19 protein-coding genes are annotated in these 23,145 nt (G+C 71.7%); 11 read left to right on the forward strand and 8 right to left on the reverse strand.

What is annotated here, in order from left to right; all coding sequences use genetic code 11:
• Window positions 1-8: 8 nt before the first annotated feature.
• Window positions 9-2,867 carry a helix-turn-helix transcriptional regulator gene (locus ACVDFE_RS31150; RefSeq protein ID WP_458432987.1) on the forward strand — a complete coding sequence of 953 codons (2,859 nt, stop codon included), beginning with the start codon at window positions 9-11 and terminating at the stop codon, window positions 2,865-2,867.
• 13 nt (window positions 2,868-2,880) lie between these two features.
• Here ACVDFE_RS31150 and ACVDFE_RS31155 read toward each other — a convergent pair whose 3' ends face one another.
• Window positions 2,881-4,125, reverse strand: a complete 1,245-nt coding sequence (locus ACVDFE_RS31155) for a chorismate-binding protein (RefSeq protein ID WP_458432989.1) — start codon at window positions 4,123-4,125, stop codon at window positions 2,881-2,883.
• A gap of 411 nt (window positions 4,126-4,536) precedes the next feature.
• On the opposite strand from ACVDFE_RS31155, the gene ACVDFE_RS31160 reads away from it, so the two are divergent.
• A complete protein-coding gene (locus tag ACVDFE_RS31160) occupies window positions 4,537-5,280 on the forward strand; it encodes an IclR family transcriptional regulator (protein WP_360400088.1) in 744 nt (247 codons plus the stop codon).
• 61 nt (window positions 5,281-5,341) lie between these two features.
• Here ACVDFE_RS31160 and ACVDFE_RS31165 read toward each other — a convergent pair whose 3' ends face one another.
• A complete protein-coding gene (locus ACVDFE_RS31165) occupies window positions 5,342-6,334 on the reverse strand; it encodes a hypothetical protein (protein ID WP_458432991.1) in 993 nt (330 codons plus the stop codon).
• Between the two features lie 272 nt (window positions 6,335-6,606).
• Here ACVDFE_RS31165 and ACVDFE_RS31170 point away from each other — a divergent pair, with 272 nt between their 5' ends.
• The 4 genes from ACVDFE_RS31170 (at window position 6,607) to ACVDFE_RS31185 (ending at window position 11,596) form a co-directional block, all read left to right on the forward strand.
• On the forward strand, window positions 6,607-8,319 hold the full coding sequence (locus ACVDFE_RS31170) for an acyl-CoA dehydrogenase family protein (RefSeq protein ID WP_458432992.1): 1,713 nt from the start codon (window positions 6,607-6,609) through the stop codon (window positions 8,317-8,319).
• Window positions 8,306-9,181 (forward strand): alpha/beta fold hydrolase, encoded by an 876-nt coding sequence (locus ACVDFE_RS31175; RefSeq protein WP_458434425.1) that lies wholly within the window; start codon window positions 8,306-8,308, stop codon window positions 9,179-9,181. Before ACVDFE_RS31170 ends, ACVDFE_RS31175 begins: the two co-directional genes overlap by 14 nt.
• Complete coding sequence (locus tag ACVDFE_RS31180) at window positions 9,178-10,179, forward strand: zinc-dependent alcohol dehydrogenase (RefSeq protein ID WP_360388308.1); 1,002 nt, start codon at window positions 9,178-9,180, stop codon at window positions 10,177-10,179. Before ACVDFE_RS31175 ends, ACVDFE_RS31180 begins: the two co-directional genes overlap by 4 nt.
• 61 nt (window positions 10,180-10,240) lie before the next feature.
• On the forward strand, window positions 10,241-11,596 hold the full coding sequence (locus tag ACVDFE_RS31185; protein ID WP_458432994.1) for a hypothetical protein: 1,356 nt from the start codon (window positions 10,241-10,243) through the stop codon (window positions 11,594-11,596).
• Here the strand turns inward: ACVDFE_RS31185 and ACVDFE_RS31190 are convergent.
• Window positions 11,525-12,211 carry an SDR family NAD(P)-dependent oxidoreductase gene (locus ACVDFE_RS31190; protein WP_458432995.1) on the reverse strand — a complete coding sequence of 229 codons (687 nt, stop codon included), beginning with the start codon at window positions 12,209-12,211 and terminating at the stop codon, window positions 11,525-11,527. The two genes, ACVDFE_RS31185 and ACVDFE_RS31190, sit on opposite strands and share 72 nt — an antisense overlap.
• Window positions 12,208-13,743, reverse strand: coding sequence for an AMP-binding protein (locus tag ACVDFE_RS31195; protein ID WP_458432997.1), 1,536 nt, complete (start codon window positions 13,741-13,743; stop codon window positions 12,208-12,210). Before ACVDFE_RS31195 ends, ACVDFE_RS31190 begins: the two co-directional genes overlap by 4 nt.
• 381 nt (window positions 13,744-14,124) lie before the next feature.
• On the opposite strand from ACVDFE_RS31195, the gene ACVDFE_RS31200 reads away from it, so the two are divergent.
• The gene (locus tag ACVDFE_RS31200) at window positions 14,125-15,699 is read left to right on the forward strand and encodes an HAL/PAL/TAL family ammonia-lyase (RefSeq protein ID WP_458432998.1); all 1,575 of its coding nucleotides are present in this window, start codon (window positions 14,125-14,127) and stop codon (window positions 15,697-15,699) included.
• A 28-nt stretch (window positions 15,700-15,727) separates the two neighbouring features.
• The gene (locus ACVDFE_RS31205; protein WP_458432999.1) at window positions 15,728-16,426 is read left to right on the forward strand and encodes an O-methyltransferase; all 699 of its coding nucleotides are present in this window, start codon (window positions 15,728-15,730) and stop codon (window positions 16,424-16,426) included.
• An 89-nt stretch (window positions 16,427-16,515) separates the two neighbouring features.
• On the opposite strand, the gene ACVDFE_RS31210 is transcribed toward ACVDFE_RS31205, so the two are convergent.
• A complete protein-coding gene (locus ACVDFE_RS31210; RefSeq protein WP_458433001.1) occupies window positions 16,516-17,349 on the reverse strand; it encodes an L-tyrosine 3-hydroxylase in 834 nt (277 codons plus the stop codon).
• Window positions 17,350-17,754: 405 nt separating this feature from the next.
• Here ACVDFE_RS31210 and ACVDFE_RS31215 point away from each other — a divergent pair, with 405 nt between their 5' ends.
• Window positions 17,755-17,976, forward strand: coding sequence for a hypothetical protein (locus ACVDFE_RS31215; RefSeq protein ID WP_360388288.1), 222 nt, complete (start codon window positions 17,755-17,757; stop codon window positions 17,974-17,976).
• 77 nt (window positions 17,977-18,053) lie between these two features.
• Window positions 18,054-18,698: a GNAT family N-acetyltransferase gene (locus ACVDFE_RS31220; protein WP_458433003.1), complete on the forward strand. Its 645-nt coding sequence runs from the start codon at window positions 18,054-18,056 to the stop codon at window positions 18,696-18,698.
• Here the strand turns inward: ACVDFE_RS31220 and ACVDFE_RS31225 are convergent.
• The 3 genes from ACVDFE_RS31225 to ACVDFE_RS31235 are packed head-to-tail and all read right to left on the reverse strand — an operon-like array spanning window position 18,590 to window position 21,862.
• The gene (locus ACVDFE_RS31225; RefSeq protein ID WP_458433005.1) at window positions 18,590-19,552 is read right to left on the reverse strand and encodes an alpha/beta fold hydrolase; all 963 of its coding nucleotides are present in this window, start codon (window positions 19,550-19,552) and stop codon (window positions 18,590-18,592) included. The two genes, ACVDFE_RS31220 and ACVDFE_RS31225, sit on opposite strands and share 109 nt — an antisense overlap.
• Window positions 19,539-20,732, reverse strand: a complete 1,194-nt coding sequence (locus ACVDFE_RS31230; RefSeq protein ID WP_458433007.1) for a hypothetical protein — start codon at window positions 20,730-20,732, stop codon at window positions 19,539-19,541. The genes ACVDFE_RS31225 and ACVDFE_RS31230 overlap by 14 nt, the downstream gene beginning before the upstream one ends.
• Window positions 20,729-21,862, reverse strand: a complete 1,134-nt coding sequence (locus ACVDFE_RS31235; protein WP_458433008.1) for a cytochrome P450 — start codon at window positions 21,860-21,862, stop codon at window positions 20,729-20,731. Before ACVDFE_RS31235 ends, ACVDFE_RS31230 begins: the two co-directional genes overlap by 4 nt.
• A 156-nt stretch (window positions 21,863-22,018) precedes the next feature.
• Here ACVDFE_RS31235 and ACVDFE_RS31240 point away from each other — a divergent pair, with 156 nt between their 5' ends.
• Complete coding sequence (locus ACVDFE_RS31240) at window positions 22,019-23,125, forward strand: methyltransferase domain-containing protein (RefSeq protein ID WP_458433009.1); 1,107 nt, start codon at window positions 22,019-22,021, stop codon at window positions 23,123-23,125.
• Window positions 23,126-23,145: the final 20 nt, after the last annotated feature.

Raw genomic sequence — 23,145 nt, forward strand, 5'->3', positions numbered from 1 at the left:
CTCCGCAGATGGCTCAGCAGCGCAACGAACCGCACAGGACTTCCTCTGACGCACCCCGGTCGGTCCACCGGGGCAAGGAACTCGGCCGGTTGCTCAGCGCGCTCACCGCGGCGGAGACGAACAGGCCGGCGGTGGTGCTGGTGGAGGGCACCACCGGCGTCGGCAAGACGACGCTGCTGGGCGAGGTGGCGGACGCCGCCAGGGCGCGCGGGTTCCAGGTGGCCGGTGCCGCGACGTCCACTCTGGACGGTTTCATGTCGTTCTCCGTCGTCCGGCAGCTGTTCGAGAACTTCACCGCGGGGCCGGAGGCCGGCGCCCTGGAGTCGATCCTCGGTGTGGACGGTCAGCCGGAAGCCGACAACCGCACCGCGGCGGGGTTCGACGAGCTGGCGACCCACCAGACGTACCACGAGCTCTACCGGCTCGTGAGCGGCCTCGCCGACCGCGGACCGGTCTGCTTCGTCGTCGACGACCTGCAATGGGCCGACGCCTCGTCGTTGCAGTGGCTCAACTACCTCATGCGGCGGGCGACCAAGCTGCCGCTCGCCGTGCTGCTCAGCTGCACGACCGGCGTCTACCCCGCGGACCCGCTCCAGGTCGCGGAGATGCAGATCTACGCCACCCGCGTGCGGATCGGCGGTCTCACCGCGGACGAGGTGTCGACGTTCGCCGAACCGGTGCTCGGCAGCCGGCCGGAACCTGAGGCAGTCACCGCCCTGCACGCGGCCACGGGCGGCAACCCGCTGCTCCTCCACTCCCTGCTGGAGACGACCGGGGAGTTCTCCGTGCAGGAGATCCCGTCCTCGTACGGGGTGGAGGAACTGGGCGAGTCGGTGCTCGCACGGCTGCACGGCGAGCCCGAACCACTGCTCCGGCTGGCCAGGACGATCGCGGTCGTGGAACCCCCGGACCTCGGGCTCGCCGCCGAGGTCGCCGGGATGACGGTGCCGGAAGCCACCGACGGCGCCGACCGGTTGACGCGGATGGGACTGCTGACCGGCGCCGCCAAGCCGGCGTTCACCCACTCCGTGTTCACGGACGCGATCACGAGCTCGATCACGCGCGCGGTCAGGGACGACCTCCACGCACGGGCCGCCGCGAGCCTGCACGCGTCCGGGGCACGAGCGGCGCTCGTCGCGCGGCACGTCCAGTGCACCTCCGCGAAGCTCGGCCGGTGGGCCGCCGACGCGCTCCACCGGGCAGCGGACCAGTTGCTGCACGACGGTGACGCGACCACCGCCGCGAGCTTCCTCACCAGGGCGCTGCAGGAGCACGTGCCGGCCGAGCTCAGGACGAAGCTGCTCGTGAAGCTCGGTCACGCAGAGTCGTTCTTCGACCCCTACCAGGCGGCCACGCACCTCAAGCAGGCGTTGGAGGACATCGAGGAACCCGAGCTCCTCCTCGACGTCACCTCGCTGCTGTCCAGGACGCTCTGCCTCGACGGGCGCTACGAGGACGCGCGCGCGGCGTTGAGCGAGTCCATCGCCAGGACGTGCGCCTCCGCACCGGAGTTCTCCGCTCAGCTGCGCCTCGCGCTCCGCGTCACCCTGCCAACCGAGCAGTCCGAGCAGTCCGAGGAGCCCGACGCCGCTCCGGACCGCGTCGCGGTCGACTGGCGGCGCCGTGACGCCCGTGGCCGCGGGCTGGCCGCGCTGGTGGCGGAGGACCTGAGCAACCGGGGAGAAGACCTGACGACGTCCCGTGAGGCCGCGCTGACCGCGTTGTCCGCGGGCGCGGTGTCGATCATGCAGGACCCGCAGCGGCTGATGGCCGCCATCAACTCGCTGATCAGGACCAACGAACTCGACCTGGCCCTGCGGTACTCCAGCGAGGCGATCCTGGAAGCCCACCGCCAGAAGCTGGACCTGGTCTTCGTGCTGGGCCACACGCTGCGGTCGCGGGTGCACTTCCACCGCGGGGCGCTGGCCCAGTCCGTAGTGGACGCCCGGCTCGCACTGGCCAAGGCGCACCGGATGAACCTGCACCAGCGCCACCCCGGCCGCATCTGGCCGATGGACGCGCTCCTGTCCGCGCTGCTGCACCTCGGTGACGTCGAGGCGGCACGGGAGCTGGTCGAGCCCATCGGCCTCACCAGCCCGCTGCCGAACAGCTGGCACCACACCAGCCTCCTGCAGGGACGCGGTCACCTCCGCATGCGGCTGGGGGACGACGCCGGCGCGCTCACGGACCACCTGGAGTGCGGGCGGAGGCTGAAGTCGTGGGGTGCTCCCGGCCCCGCTGTGCTGCCGTGGCGCTCGTACGCGGCCGTTGCGCACCTCCACCTCGGTCAGTCGCTGGAGGCGGTGCAGCTGGCCCTCGAAGAGCTCGAACTGGCCAAGAAGTGGGCCTCCGCACCGAGTCTGGCCCGCGCGATGCTCACCGTCGGCATGGCGACCGGTGGCGCGGCGGCACTGCCGTGGCTCATGGAGGCCGAACACGTCCTGCGCAACACGCAGGCGTTGCTGCTGCGCGCGACGGTCCTGGTGGAGCTCGGGACGACGAGGTGGCGCCACGGGCAGCAGAAGCTCGCCAGGGAGGAGCTGGCCCAGGCGAAGGTGGCCGCGGAGCGGTGCGGTTCGCTGCCGTTGCTCACCAAGCTCGCCGAACTGCCGGCGGAGGCGGTGGGACGGTCCGGCGCCGGGCCGGCCGCTCCTGTTTCCGTTTCCGCGGGCTCTCCTTTGACGCCGCAGGAGCACCGCGTGGCGAGCCTGGTCGCCACGGGCTCCTCGAACGACGAGGTCGCCAGGAAGTTGTCCGTGTCGCGGCGGGCCGTCGAGTTCCACCTCACCCATGTCTACCGCAAGCTCGGCATCCAGCGGCGCACGCAGCTGGCGGCGATGTTCCACTCGACCGGCAGCAGCAGGTAGGGAACGGCTTCCCTCACGCGGGGCCCGCCACGAGGTGCGTCGAGATGCTGCGCAGCTTCGCGCAGGTCTCCTCGATCTCCCGCTCCGGCCGCGAGGACGCCACGATCCCGGCGCCCGCGCGCAGCCACCGCCGTCCCTTCCGCTCGTACACCGCGCGCAGGACCAGGCCCGCGTCCAGGAACCCGTTGTCCGACGCGAACAGCACGGCACCCGAGTAGACGCCCCGCGGCGCGGCTTCCGCCCGGGAGGTGAACTCACAGGCCGCTTTCCCCGGCGCACCCGAGATCGTGACGCCGGGGAACAGCAACTCCAAGGCGTCCCAGGAGGTCTTGCCCTCGGTCAGCCGGCCGCACAGTCGCGACGCCGGCTCGTCCACCACCACCGAGCCCGGCTCGCACACCTCGGTCAACCCGGCGAACGCGCACTCGACGGCGATCGCGTGGTCGTGCGCCTCGTCCGGGTCCGGCACCAGCTCGTCCACACGGGACTCCAGCCGCGGCCGCGTGGCGACCTTCCCGTCCGACCCGGCCTCCAGCACCGTCTGCGCGCAGAAGCCCGTCGTCGTCAAGCCGCCGATCGACAACAGGAACGACCGCTCCGGTGCGGTGGCCGCGCGCCCGGCCAGGTACGTCTCCACGAAGTCGACGGGCTCGTCCACGGGCACGCTGCGGGACAGGGTCACCTTGCGCAGCCCGGTCGAACGGATCTCCTCCACCGCCGCCAGCACCGCGTCGCGGTACCGGCCGCTGCCCGCGTCCAGGTCCACCGGCACGGTCGCGCGCCCCGGTGCCGGCGCGTCGTCGACCGGTGCGGTGCGCAGGTGTTCGAGCAGTGCGCCGAGCCGCGCGTCGCCGCCCCGCACCACGCTCGCCCTCCCGTCCTCGATGCGCACCTCCACCTCGGGCACCACGAGGTGCACGACCTCCGAGTCCCCGGCGAGGTCCGAGCGGTCGTTCAGCACGTGCACGGCCTCGAACGCGATCCAGCCGCACACCGTCCACTCGCGCAACGACAACCGCTCCAGCGCCGCACGTGCCGCGCGCACGGGCCCGCCGACGACCGGCCACGACTCCTCCACCGAGTCACGCCGAACCCGCACACGGGTCGCGTTCACGACGATCTCCACGCGCACGCCCCAGGTGACCGTCCACACGTCGCCGTGCTCGTAGACGAAGTAGGTGTCGAAGAAACCGGTGCGGATCAGTGCAGCGGCGAGCTCGGCGGACGACATCGGGGAGGGTTCCGTGAGAACGGCCATTACCAGCTCCTCGGGTGTCGCGGAGCAACCGCGACTCGGCGATCGGTCTTCCTGTCCACACCGGCCACCGCTCTTCCCCCAGCTCCACGGTGGTCCCTCGGTCCGGCAAGACCAGAATTGGCCCCAAACGAATCTATTCACGTCCGATCCACCCGGTCAAACGGCCGTGCCAACCGATGGAACTTTTCGGACATCAACCGGGCAGTAACACCGAGTATTCGCAACATTCACTCTTTCGCGTACGGGTTTGTGGAACTCCGTAGCTACACGACGCGACGCCCTCAATACGGTGTGGTGGAACCCACAGGCGAAAGAAGATTAACCGTGATCACCAGCCAGAACACCGCCTTGGAAGCCCCCGCGACCGTGCCGGCACCGCGAGACCCTTCGCGACGCACTGCGGCCACGAAGGTGTTGTCCGTGCTCCAGGCCTTCGGTGCGTGCGACGGCGCGGCGTCGCTCACCGAGCTCACCCGCTACTCGGACCTCCCGAAGTCCACAGTTCACCGCATGGTCGGTTTCCTGCGCGCGGAGGGACTCGTCGAGATGATCGACAACCGGTTCCTCCTCACCACCAAGATCACCGAGTTGTCGACCGCCGTTCCGCTGGAGATCTCCGACCACACCAGGGAACGGCTGCTGCCGGTGCTCGCGGACCTCTACGAGTCCACTCGCGAGGCCGTCCAGCTCTCCGTCCTGTGCGGCACCACGGCGCGCGTCGTCGAACGCCTGCACGGCAGGCAGTCGAGCGAGCTCGCGACGCGGCTGCGCGGTCCCCTCCCCCTGCACTGCACCGCACCGGGGAAGATCCTCCTGGCCGGCGACCCCGGTCTGCTCCCCGTGCTGTGCGCCCACGGGCTGGAGGCGCTCACCCCCGCTTCCATCACCTCCGCGGGGGTGCTGCAGTCCGCGCTGACCGGTGTGCGCAAGCACGGCGTCGCCTTCGACCGCAGCGAGTGGCTTCCCGGCTTCACCGGTGTCGCAGCCCCGGTGTGGGGACCCGGCCCGACCCTCGTCGGCGCGATCTCCGTGTTCGGGCCCGTGCAGCGCCTCAGCCCGGACGCCGTCGCGCGCCGCGTCCACCACGCCGCCGAGACCGCGTCCAGGGAGCTCCACTCCGCTCCCCCGTCCGCGGGTCACCGACTCGCCGGATGAGCACGACCGCCCGTCGACATCAGCCGTTCCACAAAGGAGTGGCCGGTGGTGCCGACCGGCGTCAGAGCGCTCGTGCGATGGCGATGTTGCCCGCGAGCCGGTCTCCTGCTTCGTAGATCATGTACTCGTGGCCCTGGTAGGTGCCGAACGAGGGTGCGGCGGAGCGGCCGTTGTCGGGTGCGCCGGTGAGGGAGTCGTGGAAGACGCCGAGGTGGCGGCGCTGGGTGAAGTCGCGGCCGAGTTCGGTGATGAGGATGTTGCCGCCGCTGCCGATGTCGGTGTTGTAGACGACGTAGGCGCTGTTGTTGCGGAAGAGCAGGTGGGGTCCGCCGATGTTGACGGCGCCGACGTCCTGGTGGCGGATGAGCGGGGTCTGGGAGAAGGTCCAGTCGCGGGCGTTGGGTGACCAGCCCCAGCCGATGTCGCGGTGGTTGGTCTTGTTGTTGGTCATGAAGACCATGACGTAGCGGGCGCCGCGGGCGGGCAGGTCGTGGCGGAAGACCCTGGCGTAGGAGGTCTCGGTGGTGCCCGCGGGCATCAGCCGGGTGGACAGGACCTCCTTCTCGTAGCGGAAGTTGATGCCGTCGGCGGAGCTGGCCAGCCGGGTCACGGTGTTCTCGCCGTGGAAGTACAGGTACATGCGCTTGACGTCGTCGTTCCACATCGCGTGCGGGGACGACACGTGGCTCACGCTGTACTCGCCGGGCCAGCTGCGGGTGATGATCGGGTTGCCCGGGTACTCGGTGAACTCCTCGTCGAGGGTGTTGGCATAGGCCAGGCAGATCCCGCCCGGTGCGTCGTGCGGCGCGTAGTACAGGTAGTAGGCCGCCCTGGCGCCGGGGATGCGGTCCTTCGTGCCCCGGATCGTCGGGAAGATCAGCTCACCGGTCGGGTTGTACCGCAGCTTGCTCTTGACCAGCGCGAGCCTGCGGTAGCGGTAGTCGGGAAACCCCGCCGGCGCCGCGGCGGCGGTACCGGCCGCACCGGTCGCACCCGCGGTGCCCGCCAGCAAAGCCGCACTGCCCAGCAGAAGACGGCGACGGTTGACTGTCATGGAACGCTCCTCGACGCTGAAGAATCCATTGTGGACCGGACAGTGCCGGCGAACGGCGCGTTCGTCGGCAGTGGAACGACGGTACGCCCGCGACTTCGAGGTCACAGCGGAGGCATACCAGGCGGTGGGACGAGGGCGTGATCAACTCGCGGATCACCGCTAGCTTCGCCTCGGACGCTCCACCGCTCATCGGTCAGCCGCAGACCGAAGACTTCTCACCGGTACCCGCCCGTCGTGCCGCGCGTACCCGCAGATCGAGAGGATTCGACCACATGACCGCGACAGCAGGTCCTCACGAGCACCAGCTCCTCACCTCGACCGACCGCCGGCAGACGATGCGCGCCCTGTTGCGGGAGGACCTGTTCGATCCGCGGCTGCGGGACGACCTGCCCCTGCGCGACTACATGGACCTGACCATCGAGCGGATGAAGGCGATCTTCCGGGAAGGCCTCGTCGACAACGACATGTGGATGGGCCGGCCGGATGAGCACGCGTTCCGGTCCATGTGCGACGTGATGGGCCTGACGGGTGCTTTCGACTTCGCGCTCACCTCGACCATCACCGACCACCTCATCGCGGGCAGTGCGCTGTTCAACCACGGCTCTCCCGAGCAGGTCGACCGCTACCACGCCGAGATCACGCAGATGCACCAGGTCTACGCCTTCTGCTGCACGGAGATCGGGGGCGGCACCAACCTGCGGGAGATCCGCACGACGGTGACGTGGGACCGCGCGGAGCAGTGCTTCACGCTCGACACCCCCTCGGACGCCGCGTGCAAGTTCTGGATCGGGAACATCAAGCACGCCGCGACCGTCGGCATGGTCCTGGCCCGCCTCGTCATCGACGGCGAGGACGTCGGCCACCACTGGTTCCGCGTCCCGCTGCGCGACGAGGAGAACGGCCCTGCCCTGCCGGGCATCACGATCCTGTCCTGCGACCCGAAGGGCGGCATCCAGGCCAACCAGGTCGGCGGTGCCCGCTTCACCGGCGTCCGGCTGCCCCGCGAAGCGTTGATGGAGCGGTACTCGCGCATCGACGAGGACGGGCGTTTCTCCAGCACCCTGCCCGATGCCGGCACCCGTTTCGTGAGGTCGATCGAGACCTTCGTGCAGGAACGCATCTTCCCGCTCAGCGCGGGGGCGCGGGCCGCCGAGCTCGCGACCCACCTCACCTGGCGGTTCGCCGATCACCGCGAGACCCGCGGCGCGCCCCGGCGCAGGACCCTGCTGGACGAGCCGCTGTTCCGCGACCGCCTGTACCAGGTCCAGCTGCGCAGCCTCGCGCTGCGGCTGCTGGAACGCGCTGTCGTCAGGAGGGTCGAACGCGACTGGCACACCGACCCCGGCCGCAAGAACATGCACGTCCTCACCGCGACGGGCAAGTGCGGTTCCTGGCTGGCCCTGGAGGTCCTGGGCGCGTGCCGGGAGATGTGCGGCTCGCAGGGTTTCCACGGCCACAACCAGATCGTCACCCTGCGGACCGACTTCGAGGTCAACGTGACCTTCGCGGGCGACAACTCCGTGATGGCCTACCAGGTGGCGCGCAGCGCGCTGAGCTCCGACCGGTTCGCCTCCCGCCCGCCGGTGACGTTGCCGGAGCGGGTCGAGAAGGCGCTGACCGAGACGTGGCGCAGCCGCGCGGACGGGTCGTTCACGCACGCCGAGGCCGTCGTGCTCGTCCACGCCCGCATGCTCGACCTCATCCTGACCGAGCACGACGCCGAACCGCTGGTGCCACAACAGGTCATGGACGACCTGGTCGCCGACTTCGCCGCGCACCGGCTGCGCGAGCCGCACCGGGCCGTCTCGCCCGACGGGGAGAAGATCGACCTCCTGGCCGAGCTGCTCGCACCCCTGCCGGAGCTCGTCACCGCCCCCATGGTCGACGACCGCTACCTGGCGGAGTTCACCTCCTCCGCGCGGGCCCTGGGCGTGCAGATCCCGGTGCAGGGCAAGGTGAACCGCCGTGGCGATGCGCGTTCATGAGGAGACGCGTGCGGCGGGCGGGCTGCGGTTCCGCCTGCGGCGCGCCGGAGAGGGTCCGCTGGTCCTCCTGCTGCACGGCTGGCCGCAGACCGGCCACGCCTGGCGCCACGTCCTCCCCGCACTCGCGCGGGACCACCAGGTGGTCGCGCCGGACCTGCGCGGCTACGGGGCGTCCAGCCGGCCGCGCAGCGGGTACGACAAGCGGACCATGGCGGCCGACATGAGCGGGCTCATGCGCGAGCTGGGACACGAGCAGGCCGTCGTGGTCGGCCACGACCGGGGTGCGCGCGTCGCCCACCGGTGGGGACTGGACCGGCCGGACGAGATCAGCCGCCTGGTGTTGCTCAGCGTCGTGCCGACGCGGGAGATGTGGCGGCACATGGACGCACGCGTCGGGACCGCGTACTGGCACTGGCTCTTCCACCTCGTTCCCGACCTCCCCGAGTTCCTCACCGAGGGGAAGGGCGGGGAGTACGTGCGGTTCATGCTGGCGGCCGGGGCGTTCCGGCACGAGGCGTTCACCGAGGCGGACCTGCGCCACTACGCGGAGACCTACGCCCAGCCGGGGGCGCTTCGCGCGAGCTTCGACGACTACCGCGCCGCCCGCCACGAGGACCTGGAAGCCGACGACGCCGACGCGGAAGCGGGTCGTCGCCTGACGATGCCCGTGCGGCTGGCGTGGGGCGCCCAGGGACTCGTGGGGAGCATGCCCGTGCTCGACCTGTGGCGCGACTACGCCACCAGCGTCGAGGGGGCCCAGATCGACTCCTGCGGGCACTTCCCCGCCGAGGAGCAACCCGACGTCCTGGTCGAGCGGATCCGGGCGTTCCTCGCCGACGAGAAAGCTGTGGTGGAAGAATGAGGGCGCTGGTCGTCACCGAGGAGCGCGGGCTGAGCCTCGCGGAGGTCCAGGACCGCGAGCCGGCGCCCGGCTGGGTGCGCGTGGACGTGGCGTTCTGCGCCATCTGCGGCTCCGACCTGCACCTGCGGGCCATGCCGCACGTCGTCCCCGCCGGGGCCGTGCTCGGGCACGAGATCTCCGGCCACGTCGCCGCACCGGGCGGGCAGCGGCTGGCTGCGGGACAGGCCGTGGTGGTGTGGCCGAAGGCGGGCTGCGGGGACTGCGACGTCTGCCGCACGGGCGACAACCACCTGTGCGCGGTACAGCCGTGGCACCTGAGCTCCCTCGGCCTGGGCACCCGTCCCGGCGGCTACGCCGAGAGCATCGTGGTCCCCGAGCACACGGTCTACGCGGTACCGGACGGCGTTCCGCTGCAACACGCCGCCCTGACCGAACCGCTGTCCTGCGCGGTCCACGCCGTCGACCGTTCCGGGGTGTCGGCGACGGACACCGTCACGGTCCTCGGCGGCGGCACGGTCGGCTTCCTGCTGGCGCACGTGCTGCGGCTGCGCGGAGTCGAGGACGTGTGGGTGGTGGAACCGAGCGCCGTGCGGCGCGCACGCCTGGCCGCCACCGGGATCACCGCGGTGGACGTCGACGAGCCGATGGCGGCCGCGGACGTGGTGTTCGAGTGCGTGGGTTCGGTGACCGCGCTCGCGGAGTCGGCCCGGCGCGTGCGGACACGGGGAACGGTCGTCGCGCTCGGGGTGAACGAGCGGCCCACCGAACTGGACTCGGTCGCCCTCATCACCAAGGAGATCCGGATCGTGGGCAGCTTCGCCCAGAACAGGGGCGCGTTCGAGGCGGCACTGGGCCTCCTCGCGGGCGGCAGCGTCCCGGTCGACCAGATCATCACCGACGTCGTGCCGCTGGCCGACGGGCCGGTCACGGCGATGATGGACGCCCTCAGCGGACGGCCGGGCGACCACCAGGTGGTCATGATCGCTCCCGGCGGGTGACGCGGCCGAACGCGGTCGTCCTCCACGTGGTCGTCCGCCGGCCAAGACCGGCGGGACGCCGATGAGCCACGTCGGCCTGATCGACCTCTCCCCGGAGAACCGCCCGCCACGACTGCGGTGGCATCAGCCGTCCACTCACGCCGAGATCGCCGGGGTGCCGGGTGCGTCCGGTCTGTTCCACACCACGAACGCCGCCGGCACCGGCAGCACACCGCTCCGGCGTGCTGCCGGCAAGGTCCGGGAGCTCGTCGAGCTGCTGGGGGTCGAGGGCGTCGCGGTGCGTTCCGACGCCTACGTCGAGGTTTTCGGCCACGGCTCCAGCGTCGTCCACCCGCAGGTCGAGGTGGGCGGCAACGTCTTCGCGGTCCACGTCAAAGCCGTGCGGAACCGCCTGTGCGACGGCGCCGAGCGCATCGACGTCGTTTCCGGTGTCTGCCTGTTCAGCAACCGGCGGCTGCGGGTCCTCGACGCGGCAGGACGCGACGTGGGCCTGCTGCGATCGAACGCGCAACCGCTGAGGGAGAAGATCGTCAGCCTGCGTGTCGACGACCGGCTTTCGCTCTACGAGTACGAGTCGAGCCTGCGGCAGACGGCGTTGGTCCGCGGGGTCCTGGCAGGTCTGCCGGCATCGACTCCGGTCTCGGTGCTGCTCGACCTCCCGCGGGCCCAGTACTACCTCTTCCTCGCCGATGCGCTGAGGCACGGCATGGTCGGCGCTGAGCTGGCTCTCGGGTGGTTCGACGAGGTGGACACGCGCAGGCAGCGCGTTGCGCAGCTGATGACCGACGAGCTCCACCGTCCCGGCACGGGGCCTCGGCGCAGCCTCACGGTCCGGCTGGCGACCGCGTTCGACGACCTCGCCGAGCACGTGCGGTCGGTGGTCGCCACGGGCGGCGTTCTCGAGCTCGCAAACTGCGTGACCGTCTTGGACGCCGGCGGAGATCACGTGTGGCAGCTGCTCAGAACGGTGTGGAGCCCGCGCACGTTCCACGAGCTCGGCCACGCCGGTTACACGATCGAGAAGCTGCGGGCCTCGCTGTCCGTCGAGGGGATCTCCCCCGGCCTGGGCTTGGTGGTCGACAGCGCCTCCGAGCGGCGCGGCCACGCCGCTGCCGAGTCGGTCCAGCGAGACCTCGCCCGCCTCCACCCCGGGCTCTCGTTCACGATGGCCGGTCTGTACTCGCTGGAGAAGCTGGTGGTCGCCGGAGACTCCCGGCGGTCGAGATCCCTGTTCTTCAACGACCCCGGCACGGTCGCCGTCGATGCCACGGGCGACGAGGTGGACCTCTTGGAAGCGGTGGAGGAGCGCTACGGCCGAGCGGAACCCGGTGAGGTCCGGGTCCCGCTACCAGCTGAGCGGCATCGGTTCCCACGCGGTGCGCACCAGCGGGTCCTCGGCGGTCAGGTGCTCGCCTGACCGGTGGTCCGCCGTGCCCTCGACGATCCGGCGCAGCACGGCGGCCGCCTCGGCAGCCGCCGGACCGGCGGCACCGGGGTCCACCGGTCCTGGGTGGTAGCTCAGCACCGTGACGCCGTGTTCGCGGGTCTCCGCCGCCAGTCCCTCCGTCAGCCCGACCACCGCGGCCTTCGCCACCGAGCAGGCGGTCGCACGGGCTCCGGTCGCGTGGCTCACGACGGTGACGATCCGGCCGTGCTTGCGCGGCACCATGCGCGCGAGCACCGCCGCGGTCGTCACCGCCGTGCCGCGCAAGGCGACTTCAACCGCCCGCCACCAGTCGTCCTGGTCGACCTCCCAGGCCGGACCGACCGGGCCAGCCACGTCGACGACGTGCACCAGCGCGTCGAGCGGTCCGGACGCGGCTTCCGCGGCGGTCACCGCCGCCTCCACCGAAGCCCGGTCGGTGCTGTCCATGGTCACCGCGCAGACGCCGGGCAGCTCGTCGCGGGCCTGCCGCAGCGCCCCGGAGTCCCGGCCGGTGATGACGACCGCCGCTCCGGCGCGGCACATCTCCTCCGCGAAGACGCGACCGAAACCCGTGGCTCCGCCCGTGACCAGCACCCCCGGTCTCATCGCGTTCCTCCGGCAGGGACGTCGGTCAACCGGTGCACGAGCGCCTTGCCCATGGCGGAGCGCGGAATCCGGTCGACCGCGGTGATCGACCGGATCTTCTTGTACGGCGCGACCCGGCCCGCCACGAAGCCGGTCACCTCGGACAGCTCCACCGGCTCGCTCAGCACGACGAACGCGACCGGGATCTCGCCCGCGACCTCGTCCGGTGCCCCGACCACCACGGCGTCGGCGACGGCGGGGTGGCTGAGCAGCACGGACTCCAGCTCGGCCGGTGCGATCTGGTGGCCCTTGTACTTGATGAGCTGCTTGATCCGGCCGATGATCGTGACGTGCCCGTCCCGGTCGCGCCGGGCGATGTCCCCCGTGTGCAGCCAGTGTTCGTCGTCGGCGAGGCCGTGCACGGTGCCGTCCTCGTCCAGGAAGCCCGGTGACACCTGCGGGCCGCGGACCCAGATCTCCCCGGTCTCGCCGTCCGCTCCGGTCGCCGGGTCCACCAGCCGGATCTCGGTGCCGGGCAACGCCTTGCCGATCGAGGTCGGCACGGACGGGGTGCCGTCGGGCGGGGCGAAGGTGCACCCGGCCTCCGTCATGCCGTAGCCCTGCACCACCGGTACGCCGAGCATGCGGGCACAGCTCCGCGCGACGTTCGCGGGGAGCGGAGCGCCGCCGGAGTAGACCAGGCGCAGGCTGCCCGTGTCGCGGTCGCCGGTGTCACCGCGCCGGGCGAGCTCCGCGAGGGTGCTCGGCACCAGGTACGCGACGGTGACCTTCTGCGTCTCGATGACCTCCAGGAGATCGTCGACGTCGAACGGGGTGCGGACCGTGACGAGCGTGCCGCCGGCGCGGAGCGTCGGGTTCATCGCCATCTGCATGCCGTAGATGTGCCGGAACGGTGTCGTGGCGAGCACGACGTCGTCGGCGGTGAGCCGGTGCACCGCGTCGATCTGGTCCAGGTTCGACACCAGGTTGCGGTGCGTGAGCACGATCTGCTTCGGGAGCCCGAGGGACCCGCTCGACGTGGCGAGCAGCGCCGGTCGTCCGTCCCCGGTGGCTGCGGGCGCGGCGACGGCCGGCCCGTCCAGCCACTCCTGCCAGCCGGTCGTCCTGTCGCCGGAAGGGATTTCGTCGAGCACGATCACGGTGCGCACCGACGCGGCGGCCGGGAGCGCGGACAGCTGCCGCCACGCCTTCGCCGAGGCGACCACGTGGGCGGCACGGCACCGCTCCAGCACCGGCTGCCACTCGTCCGGGGTGCCCAGCGGTTCGAGCGGGAGCACGACGCCACCGGCCAGCAGGGTGCCGTGGTAGGCCACGACGAACTCGGCCGTGTTGTCGCACACGAGCGCAACGACCTCGTCCGGGCCGCGGAACCGGGACCGCAGCGCGGCGGCGAACCGTTCAGCTGCCTGCTTCAGCTCCGGGTACCGGTAGGAGCGTCCGCTGCTGTGCTCGATGAGCGCTGTACGCCGGGACGTGGCGTCCTGCCAGACCGACTCGGCGAGGTTGGTCGACCACTGCCCATATGCCGTCATGTCTTCTCCTGCCGCTCGCACGCGCCACGCCGAGGAACCCCGCCGCTGCGGAACGCGGCCCGGTAGGACGCTCCCGACAGTAGGGGCAGAGCCGAGCAGAACACTGCTGTGGAGTTCCGCAATTGTCGCTCGCACGTGGAGGGACCAGGGCCGGCTGTCACCCGGATGCAGCAGAGCCGGCGCACCGGCCTGCCGAACCGGTTGCGCTGCCGGCCTGTGCGAACGACGTTCCAGCGCTTGGAACGAGCGGCAGACAGCACGCGTCCACCGACACACAATCAGCCGGTGGACGTCGAAGACGCGGCAGGCGCGCACCGGTGACCACGCACGAGCCGCTGGTGCACCCGTTCACCCGGCCCACCACCACCCACTGGAGCCCGCATGTCGACGGTTCACGACATCGTCACCCACGACGTCACCCTGCCGGGCCGGCTCGACGCGGCCATGCTGGAGCGGGCGGCCGGGGTGCTCCACGTCGGGTTGTCCGAGACCGCCCGCGCCGAGCTCGAACGCTGCCGCCGGTTCGTCGACACGGTCGTCGCCGACGGCCACGAGGTGTACGGCGCCACAACGGGTTTCGGTCCGCTGGTGACCTACGCCGGCCGGGACACCGCGGCCGGGCAGTGCGACAACACCCTGCAGCACCTCACCGCGGGACAGGGCGCCGACCTGCCGGTCCCCGTGGTGCGGGCGACGGTCCTGGCTCGGCTGGCGTCGCTCACGAGGGCCAGGTCCGGTGTCACACCCTCCGTTGTGGACGGTCTGACCGCGATGCTGCGCACGACGTTCACCCCGGCGGTGCCGACCTACGGGTCGGTCGGCGCGAGCGGCGACCTCGTCCCGCTCGCCTACGTCGCCCAAGCGCTGCGCGGCACCGGTCATGCCTATGTGGACGGTGTGCGGCTGCCGGCGGCCGAGGCGCTGCGGGCGGCGGGCCTCACACCGCTGGAGCTCGACGGGCGCGACGCGCTCGCGCTGGTCAACGGCACCTCGCTGACCGCGGCCACCGCGGGTCTCGCGTGGCGGTCGATCGGCCGGTCGCTGCACACCGCCGCCGCGTTGAGCGCGCTGCTGGCGGACGTGCTCGGCAGCACCACCGCGTTCCTCGACCACCGGCTGCTCGCCGCGTTCGGCCACGCCGCCGCCGGTGAGGTCGGTGCGCGGATGACCGCGATGCTCGACGGCACCCGTCCGACCGGCCTGCGGCCCTTGCAGGAGCCCTACAGCGTCCGGTGCACCCCGCAGCTCCTCGGCGCCGCGACGTCGGCGCACCGGTACGCGGGCGGGGTGGTGCACGACGACCTCAACGGGGTCAGCGACAACCCGCTGTTCTTCGTGGACGACGAGGCCGTCGCGCACGGCGGCAACTTCTTCGGCCAGCCCTGCTCGTTCGTGAGCGACCTGCTCACCACGGTCGCGGTGCAGGTCGGCAACCTCGCAGAGCGGCAGCTGGACCTGCTCGTCGACCCCAACCGGAACACCGGGCTCCCGCCGATGCTGTCACCGCGTCCCGGTGTGCACCACGGGGTCCAGGGCGTGCAGCTGGCGTCGACGGCGATCGTGGCGGCGATGCGCCGGCAGGCGGTGCCCGCGAGCGTGCAGAGCCTCCCGACGAACCTGCACAACCAGGACATCGTCCCGTTCGGCACGCAGGCGGCGCAGAACGCGTGGGAGACCGCGCGGTTGCTGCGGCACCTGCAGGGCGGGCTGGCGGTCGCGTTGCGGCAGGCGGTGCACCTGCGCGCCGACCGGCCGACCGCGCCGTTCTGCGCCGGCCTCGCCGACCGGCTGGCCGAGGCGATCCCGCCGATCGAGCAGGACCGGCCGCTGGACGCCGACGTGCGCCTGGCCGCCGACGTCGTGGACGCCCACGTCGCCGGCGCCGGGATGGCCGAGCCCTGCGACCCCGGGGGTTCCGGGGACGTCACGGCCGCCGCGTGGAACCAGGGCCTCTGAGCCGCCGCACCGACCGAGGAGGTCTGGCATGAGCGTGACCCTGAACGGCACGACCCAGGTGGACAAGCGGATCCGGTTGACCCCCGAGATCCTCGACTACGTCCTCGCCTGCACCGAGCAACCGGTGCCGGTGCAGCGGTGGCTGATCGACGCCACGACCGCGCTCGGCCAGGTCGCCGAGATGCAGATCGCCCACGAGCAGGCGGTGCTGTTCACCCTGCTCGCCGCTGCGAGCGGGGCGCGCCGGATCGTCGAGGTCGGCACGTTCACCGGCTACTCCGCGCTCGCCTTCGCCAGGGGCATGCCGGCGGACGGCACCATCGACACCTACGACATCACCGACCGGTGGGCGCCGACCGCGCGCCGGGCCTGGCAGGAGGCCGGGTTCGCCGACCGCATCCGCCAGCACATCGGCCCGGCGGCCGACCTGCTGGACCGGCTGTCCCCGGAGCCGGCCGTGGACCTCGTGTTCATCGACGCGGACAAGGTCGGCTACATCGGGTACTGGGAGCAGCTGCTGCCGCGGGTCGTCGACAACGGACTGATCATCGCCGACAACGTGCTGTACGCGGGCGAGGCGACCAGCGCCCACGCCGAGGGCAACGCCGCCGCGATCCGCGCGTTCAACGAGCACGTGCGGGCCGACGACCGGGTGCAGGCGGTCATGCTGCCGCTGGCCGACGGGCTGACCATCGCGCGGAAACTGCCCGCCGGGTACCGACGATGAGGTGACCAGGACGGTTTGAGCGGGGCACGAGAATCGAGCTGACCGAGTCGGTCAGCTCGATTCCGCTTTCACGAGGACAGCGGGGACGGTCACGGCAGTGCGGCCCCGACGGGTGCCTCGGCGAGCAGGGGCCCGGCGACGACGGCGATCAGCTCGTCGACCATGCCGGGGAGGCCGGTCGGCAGGAGGGCGAACACCTCGGCCCGCGCGTCGACCGGGTCAGCGGCGAGGTCGTCCCGGATCGCGTCCAGCCGCGTCAGCATCGCGGCGGTGAAGCCCGCTTGCGTGACCACTCCGCGGTGCACCAGGAAGAACTCGTCGAACAGGTCGCGTTCGGCGTCCGTGATGTCGTTGCCCGCGCGGCCTCCGTGGCCCTTGAACAGCGAGGCCCCCTCGGGCACCAGCATCTGCGCCACGGTCATGTGCACGAGGCGGTTGCGCTTGAGCGCTCGCTTGAGCACGCCGTCGCGGGGCACGCTCAGCGTGCCGAGCAGGCGGGCCACCCGCTCGTGGTCGCGGGCCCACAGGCCGCTGAAGGCCGGGTGCTTCGCGGCCATCCGCGGGCGGATGGACCGGGCGTAGACCTCCGGGGTGCAGCTGCCCGCGTAGAGCAGCAGTGCGCTGTAGCAGTCGTACCACCACGCCGCTCGCGCCGTGCCGGCCTCGGACAGGCCGCCGGTTCGTCCCGCGTCGGCGAGCAGGTCCGCGAGCATGCGCCACACGCCGAACGTCACGTGGTGGCCGATCATCCAGCGGTAGAACGCCCGATCCGCGTCGTCGGCCGCCACCCTCGCGACGGGCGCGGACAACTTCGGCGCCACCGGACCGGCTTCGAGGACGGGGTCCGGCTCGGCCAGCGGCTCGCCGGGCATCGGCAGGCACAGGACGTCGAGCCCGAGCGGTCGCTCCCACGCGGTCGTCATCAGGCGGTCCGGAGTCCATCGGGCGGGTTCGCGGTGAACGGAACACCGACGTACCGACACCCGGACAGAGGGGAAATGCTTTGTGCGCACATGGTCAATCGCCTTCTTGGGCCCGATGACGGAATGTCCCGACCGGCGGAACGCCTGGTGTGCCGGCTGGCCGCGCCCTCCCGTCGTCGCCGGTGGAGCCATCGAAACCTGCTGTGCGGCAACGGCGGAAGTACGCGTTCCACCGTCCGGGACGAGGACGGGGGCGCGCCATTACCCGTGGGCGTAAAGGAAAGCAAGTGTGCGCCCAATGCCCTTGTCGTCGGCTTTCCCTTGGCACCACCACGTCCGTTCGTCAGGCTGTGCGACACATCGCCCCACCCCGGGCACGCTCATGGACTTTTCGAGAGGAACAGCATGGTGAAGAAGCTGATCGCCGGCGCCGCACTCACGTGCGCGTCGCTCGTGGTGGTCGCCCCGGCCGCGCACGCCGCGTCGTTCGCGGGCGTCTACCCCAGCCACAACGCGGCGGTCAAGGCCTGCAAGCAGGGTGTCGCCCAGGGCCGTTGGTACGACACGTGCAGGTACCAGGGCTACGCCAACTCCAGGCAGGTCGGTCTCTGGGTCCAGCCCCGGTAGTTCCCCCTGATCCCCCTGTCCGCGGGCGTGCCAGAGCCGGTTCGGCTCTGGCACGCCCGCACCGGTTGGAAGCCCTCATGACGAGCTCGGTGGAAAACCTCGGGATCGAGTGGCCGGACGATCCCGCGGCGTTCTTCCGCCGCCACGCCGAGGTGCTGGCGGGCATCGGCGCCGGCGCTTTCGCCCAGCCTGAAACCGTGATGAGGCACCAGGTCGCAGACCGGTTCGCCAAGGCGGCGCTCGCGCAGATCCTGCGGGTCGACGGCGAGATCGTGGGCTTCGGCCTGTTCGACCGGCTGGACGTCCCCGGACGGGAGCAGGGGCTGTGGGTCGTCGAGGGCCGGGCGATCACCCCCGCTCACCAGCGGGGAGGGCTGGGAACGCGGTGCTTCCGCGAGTTCGTGGACACGACCGGGGCGAGCGCCGTCGCCACGGTCACGCGCAACCCGGCGGTGTGCCGGATGATGGCGGCCGAGTTCCGCACGGTGCTCCCGGACCTGACGTCCGACCGTCCACTGCGGACGCTGCACCACCCCGGCGTCGCCATGGCCGTCCGCACTTACGCCGCACACCTCGGCGCCGACGGCGCGGGACTGCCATTCATCCGCAACCGCTACCCCGGTGGGCTGTACGGAGTGCGCGATCCCGGCCTGCGCATGCCCCTGCCGGAGATCAGCCGTGACCCGTCGTGCGGGGTCATCACCGTGGGAGTGGCGTGCTGACGCGGTCGTCCGGCGCGGTCACCAGCGCGCGCACCGCCGAGGCGACCCCTGCGGGATGGGTCAGGAACCCCTCGTGGCCGCCGGGCAGGACGGCGAGGTCTTCCCCGAGCACGTCGGCCAGTCTGACCGTGGTGCGGCGCAGGAACGCCGAGGCTCACCGTTCCGACCGCCGGCCGCACCCTCGCCGTGCCGGACCGCAGGGCGGCCCAGCCCTCCTCGCCGATCCGGTAGGCCCACGTCATGCCCGCCTCGACGGCGAGGAACGAGTTGATGTTGGCGATCGTCCGTCTGCTGGGCGGTTCCCAGCCGACGTCCGGCTCCCGGTCGAGCGGGTCGCGCGCCTCCGCGCCGAAGCCGACGTGCAGCAGCCTCGCTGCCCTGCGCCAGCCCGACTTCCCGTGGACCCGCCGAACCTCGTCGTGCAGCGCGTCGAACTCGACGCGTTCCGCCGCGTTGGCGAGACACCGCAGCGGGGGTTCGTGGGCGACGAGCACGCTCACCCGCTCCGGTCGCTGCCGCGCCAGCTCCAGACCGATGACCGCGCCGGTGCTGCACCCGAACACCGCGACCGGGGTGTCCCCGTGGACGTGCGCGGCCAGCGCCGCCACGTCCTCGGCGTGCTGCTCGATCGGCACCGGGCGCAGCGGGTCGGCGACCGAGGTGCGGCTCTGCCCGCGCCGGTCGTACGTCAGCACGGAGTGCGTTGCGGCGAGCCGGACCGCCAGCGGGGCGGCGCTGTGCGCGTCACTGCCGCCACTGGGCAGCACCAGGACCGGCGGACCACCACCGCGGACGGTGAAGCTGATGTCCGCGCCGTCGACCCGGAGCGTGCCCGTTCGTTCAGCGATCGCCACGGCCGGCTCCGCCGCCCCCGTGGAACCGTTCTGCCAGCGCGAGGTCGCCGTTGGACAGACCGTGGCGCCGGAAGAACATGCGGGGGTTGAAGTACACCGCGACGCGCGCCGGACCGTCGGCGGAACGCTGTGCGCTGAGGAAGGAGTGCGCGTACATCTCGCCGCTCGCGTCACCGCCCAGGAAGAACTGGGCGCACCGCTCGTAGGCCGCACGGCTTTCCGGTGACACGTCGTAGGCGTCGAGCACCTCCCGGACCATCCACTGCGCCTCGGCGTCCGAGCGGCTGCGCGGGGTGAGCCCGAACTGGTGCATGACGGACTCGATCGGGCGGGCGCGCCCCGGCAGGAACGAGACGTACGTCCCGTACGACCAGAAACGGCGGTGGTTGGAGCGCCATTCGAGGCGGGTGCGCGACGGCACGTCCTGCCGCCAGGCCGACCGTTCCCAGGCCCTGGCCGCGATCCGGGCCATCGTGGGGCCGTCGTCCAGCTCGGCCGACGGCCCGAGCCGGTCCCAGCGGGCGAGCCGGTCCGGTGTGAGGGACCCGCGGTGCTGCACGTAGAGCTTCGTCCTCGCCGACGGTCCCGCGGCGAGGTCGAGGCACAGGTAGGACACGGTGTCGTCGTCGTCCATCACGTCCGCGACGACCTTCCACTGACCGGGGAACCCCAGGGTGGTGAGCACCGCGTCGGTGCGCTCGGCCGTGGCCGACCGGCCGCCACCGGCCAGCCACAGGTGGATCTTGCCCTCCGGTGGCCTGCCCCGCACCCACCCCAGGGTGTGGAAGGCCGCCATCGGCGGACGGTCGGCCGGCCGTGGCGCCACCAGGTGCTCGATCTGCCGCAGCCTGCGCAGGTCGAGGCCGTGGACGGAGGACAGGCGCTCGCTGAGCCGGAGGGCGCTCTCCCAGTAGGACAGCGGGCTTCCGGGTTCGGCCTGCGCCTCGACCGAGGCGCGCAGCCCGAGCGGCCGGTCGCCGAGCACGACGGAAAGCTCCAGCGGTGTGCTGTCGGCGGTGAGCGTCGACCAGGCGGGCGGCGTGCCGGGTGAGCGGTGTCCCCACGACTCGCCCATGAGCCGCACGTCGGCTGCTGCCCGGTCGGCGAGGTCGGTGAGACCGCTGGCCCGGCACAGCCCGCGCACGGCGGCGTCGGCGAGGTCGGCGCACGTCGTGCTCATCGGCTGAACCTCATCGGCAGGCCCGTGATCCCGTTGACCACAGTGGACACGAGGTGGCGGGGCGGACCGGCGAGCTCGAACCGGACACCGCTGTCGGCCAGTTCGCCCACCAGTGCGGCGAGCAGGGTGCGACCGGCCGCCGCGCCGACGCAGAAGTGCGGACCGAGCCCGAACGCCAGGTGCGGGTTCGGTGCGCGCCGGGGGTCGAACCGGTCCGGGTCGGCGAACACGGTCTCGTCCTGGTTCGCCGACGCGAGCCAGGCGACGACCCAGTCCCCCGCGCGCAGGTGCGCACCGGCCAGCTCCGCGTCAGCGGTGACCCGGCGGACCAGCTGACGTGCCGGGGTGCTCCAGCGCGCTGCCTCGTCCACCAGTCCCGGCACCAGCGAGCGGTCCTCGACCACCTCCCGCCACAGCTCCGGTGTCCGCGCGAGGTGCAGCAGGAGGTGCAGCGCCGTGCTCAGCGTGGCGGTGGTGCCCCCGATCAGTGCGCTGTGGACGTTCGCCATGACCTGGCGGCGGGTGAGGGCGGACCCTTCGACCGAGACCTCCGACAACGTCCCCGGCAACGTGTGCGGCATCGTCAGCGACGTGGTCAGCGCTTCCCTGATGGCACCGAACAACCGGGTGCTCGCCCGCAGCACCGTCTCGGTCCCGTCGCCGTCGGCGTGCAGCGGGTCGTGCGGCGCGATGGTCGCGGTCGAGGCGGACACCGCCATCTCCCACGACTTCTCCGGCAAGCCGAGCATCGGCCCGGCGGCGACCATCGGCAGCCGGCGCAGGACGACGGCCAGGTCGTGGACACCTCCGGCGAGCACCGGTTCCAGCAGTTGCCGCACACCGCGGTCGATGCCGTCGGCGTGCGCCCGCACGGCCACCGGACCCAGCGCGCGTGTGGACGGTCTGCGCAGGGCGGCGTGCCGCGGCGGGTCGGTCGTCGCCAACGTGTGCCCACCGAGCGGGTCGGGTGTGCCCACCGAGGTGAGCAGGGTGCCCGAGGTGGAGCTGAACAGAACGGGATCACGCAGGATCGTCCGGCAGTCCGCATGGCGGTAGAACGACCGGAACGGCACCCCGCCCTGGCTGGTCTCCTCGCGCACCGGACAGGTCCGGCGGAGCTCCCGCCACACGTCGCGATCCTCTTCCACACCCACCCGCAGATCTTCACCGCCACCGCGGTCGTCGTCCAGGGCAGAGTTGGCTGCCCTTCCGGTCAACCAGTCCCGCCGACCCACCGGACGAGGATGACCATGTGTCCCATCAGCACCGAACCCCGGGGGTCCGCAGTGGACGATGTGGAACGCGCGATCAAGGACTTCGTGGCGGAGGTCCTCCTCGAAGGCGAGCACGTCGAGTTCGACGAGCACACGCCGCTGCTGGAGCACCGCCTGATCGACTCGCTCAACGTGGAGGAGCTGCTCGTCCACGTTGAGCAGACCTTCGCCGTGTCACTCAGCCGTTGGCCGCACTCGGACTGGAAGACCATTCACGCCATGGGAGAACTCATCCGCACCCACGCGCCCGCCGATCACGCACAGGCTCCCGACGAGGAGCCGGCGGCCATCGTCAGCGACTACGAGAAGTGGGTGGCCGGTTACTGGAACGAGAAGCAGAACGACCCCATCAACCTCCTCCTCGGCGAGGAGGACGGGCTGGTCCACCACCACTACGGCCTCGGCGAGTACGACCCCGCCGTGCTGACCGCGCCCGACCGGGAGGCCGCGATCATCCGCGAGCTGCACCGCCTGGAGTGCGCGCAGATGGACGTCGTGCTCGACGCCCTGGGTCCCATGACCGCGGACGAGCGGTTGCTCGACGCGGGGTCGGGCCGGGGCGGGGGTTCGTTCAGCGCACACCTCAGGTTCGGCTGCCGGGCGGACGGCATCACGCTCTCGCAGTACCAGGTGGACTTCGCGACGAAGCTCGCGGCCAGGCACGGCTGCACCGACAAGGTGAGCTTCCACCTGCAGAACATGACGCGCACGGCGTTCCCGGACGGCCACTTCGACCGCATCCTCACCAACGAGACGACGATGTACGTCGAGCTGGCCGACGCGTTCAGCGAGTTCGCGCGGGTGCTCAAGCCCGGCGGGCGGTACGCGTGCGTCACCTACTGCGTCAACGACACGCTCGCACCGACGAGCGAGGCCTGCGAGGCGGTGGACGCGCACTACGGCACCCGCATGCACAAGCGCAGCGAGTACCTGGCCGCGCTGTCCGCGGCCGGTTTCTCGCCCAGCCGCGTCAGCGTCCTCAACGCCGACACGATCCCCTACTGGGAGCTGCGCACCCGGTCCGAGCACAGCACCGGCGTCGAGAAGGCGTTCCTCGACGGCTACCGGTCGAACGTCCTGCAGTACGTCCTGATCGTGGCGGACAGGCTGCCCGCCTGACCTGCCGGCACCCGTTCACC

The organism is Lentzea chajnantorensis, from assembly GCF_054300775.1.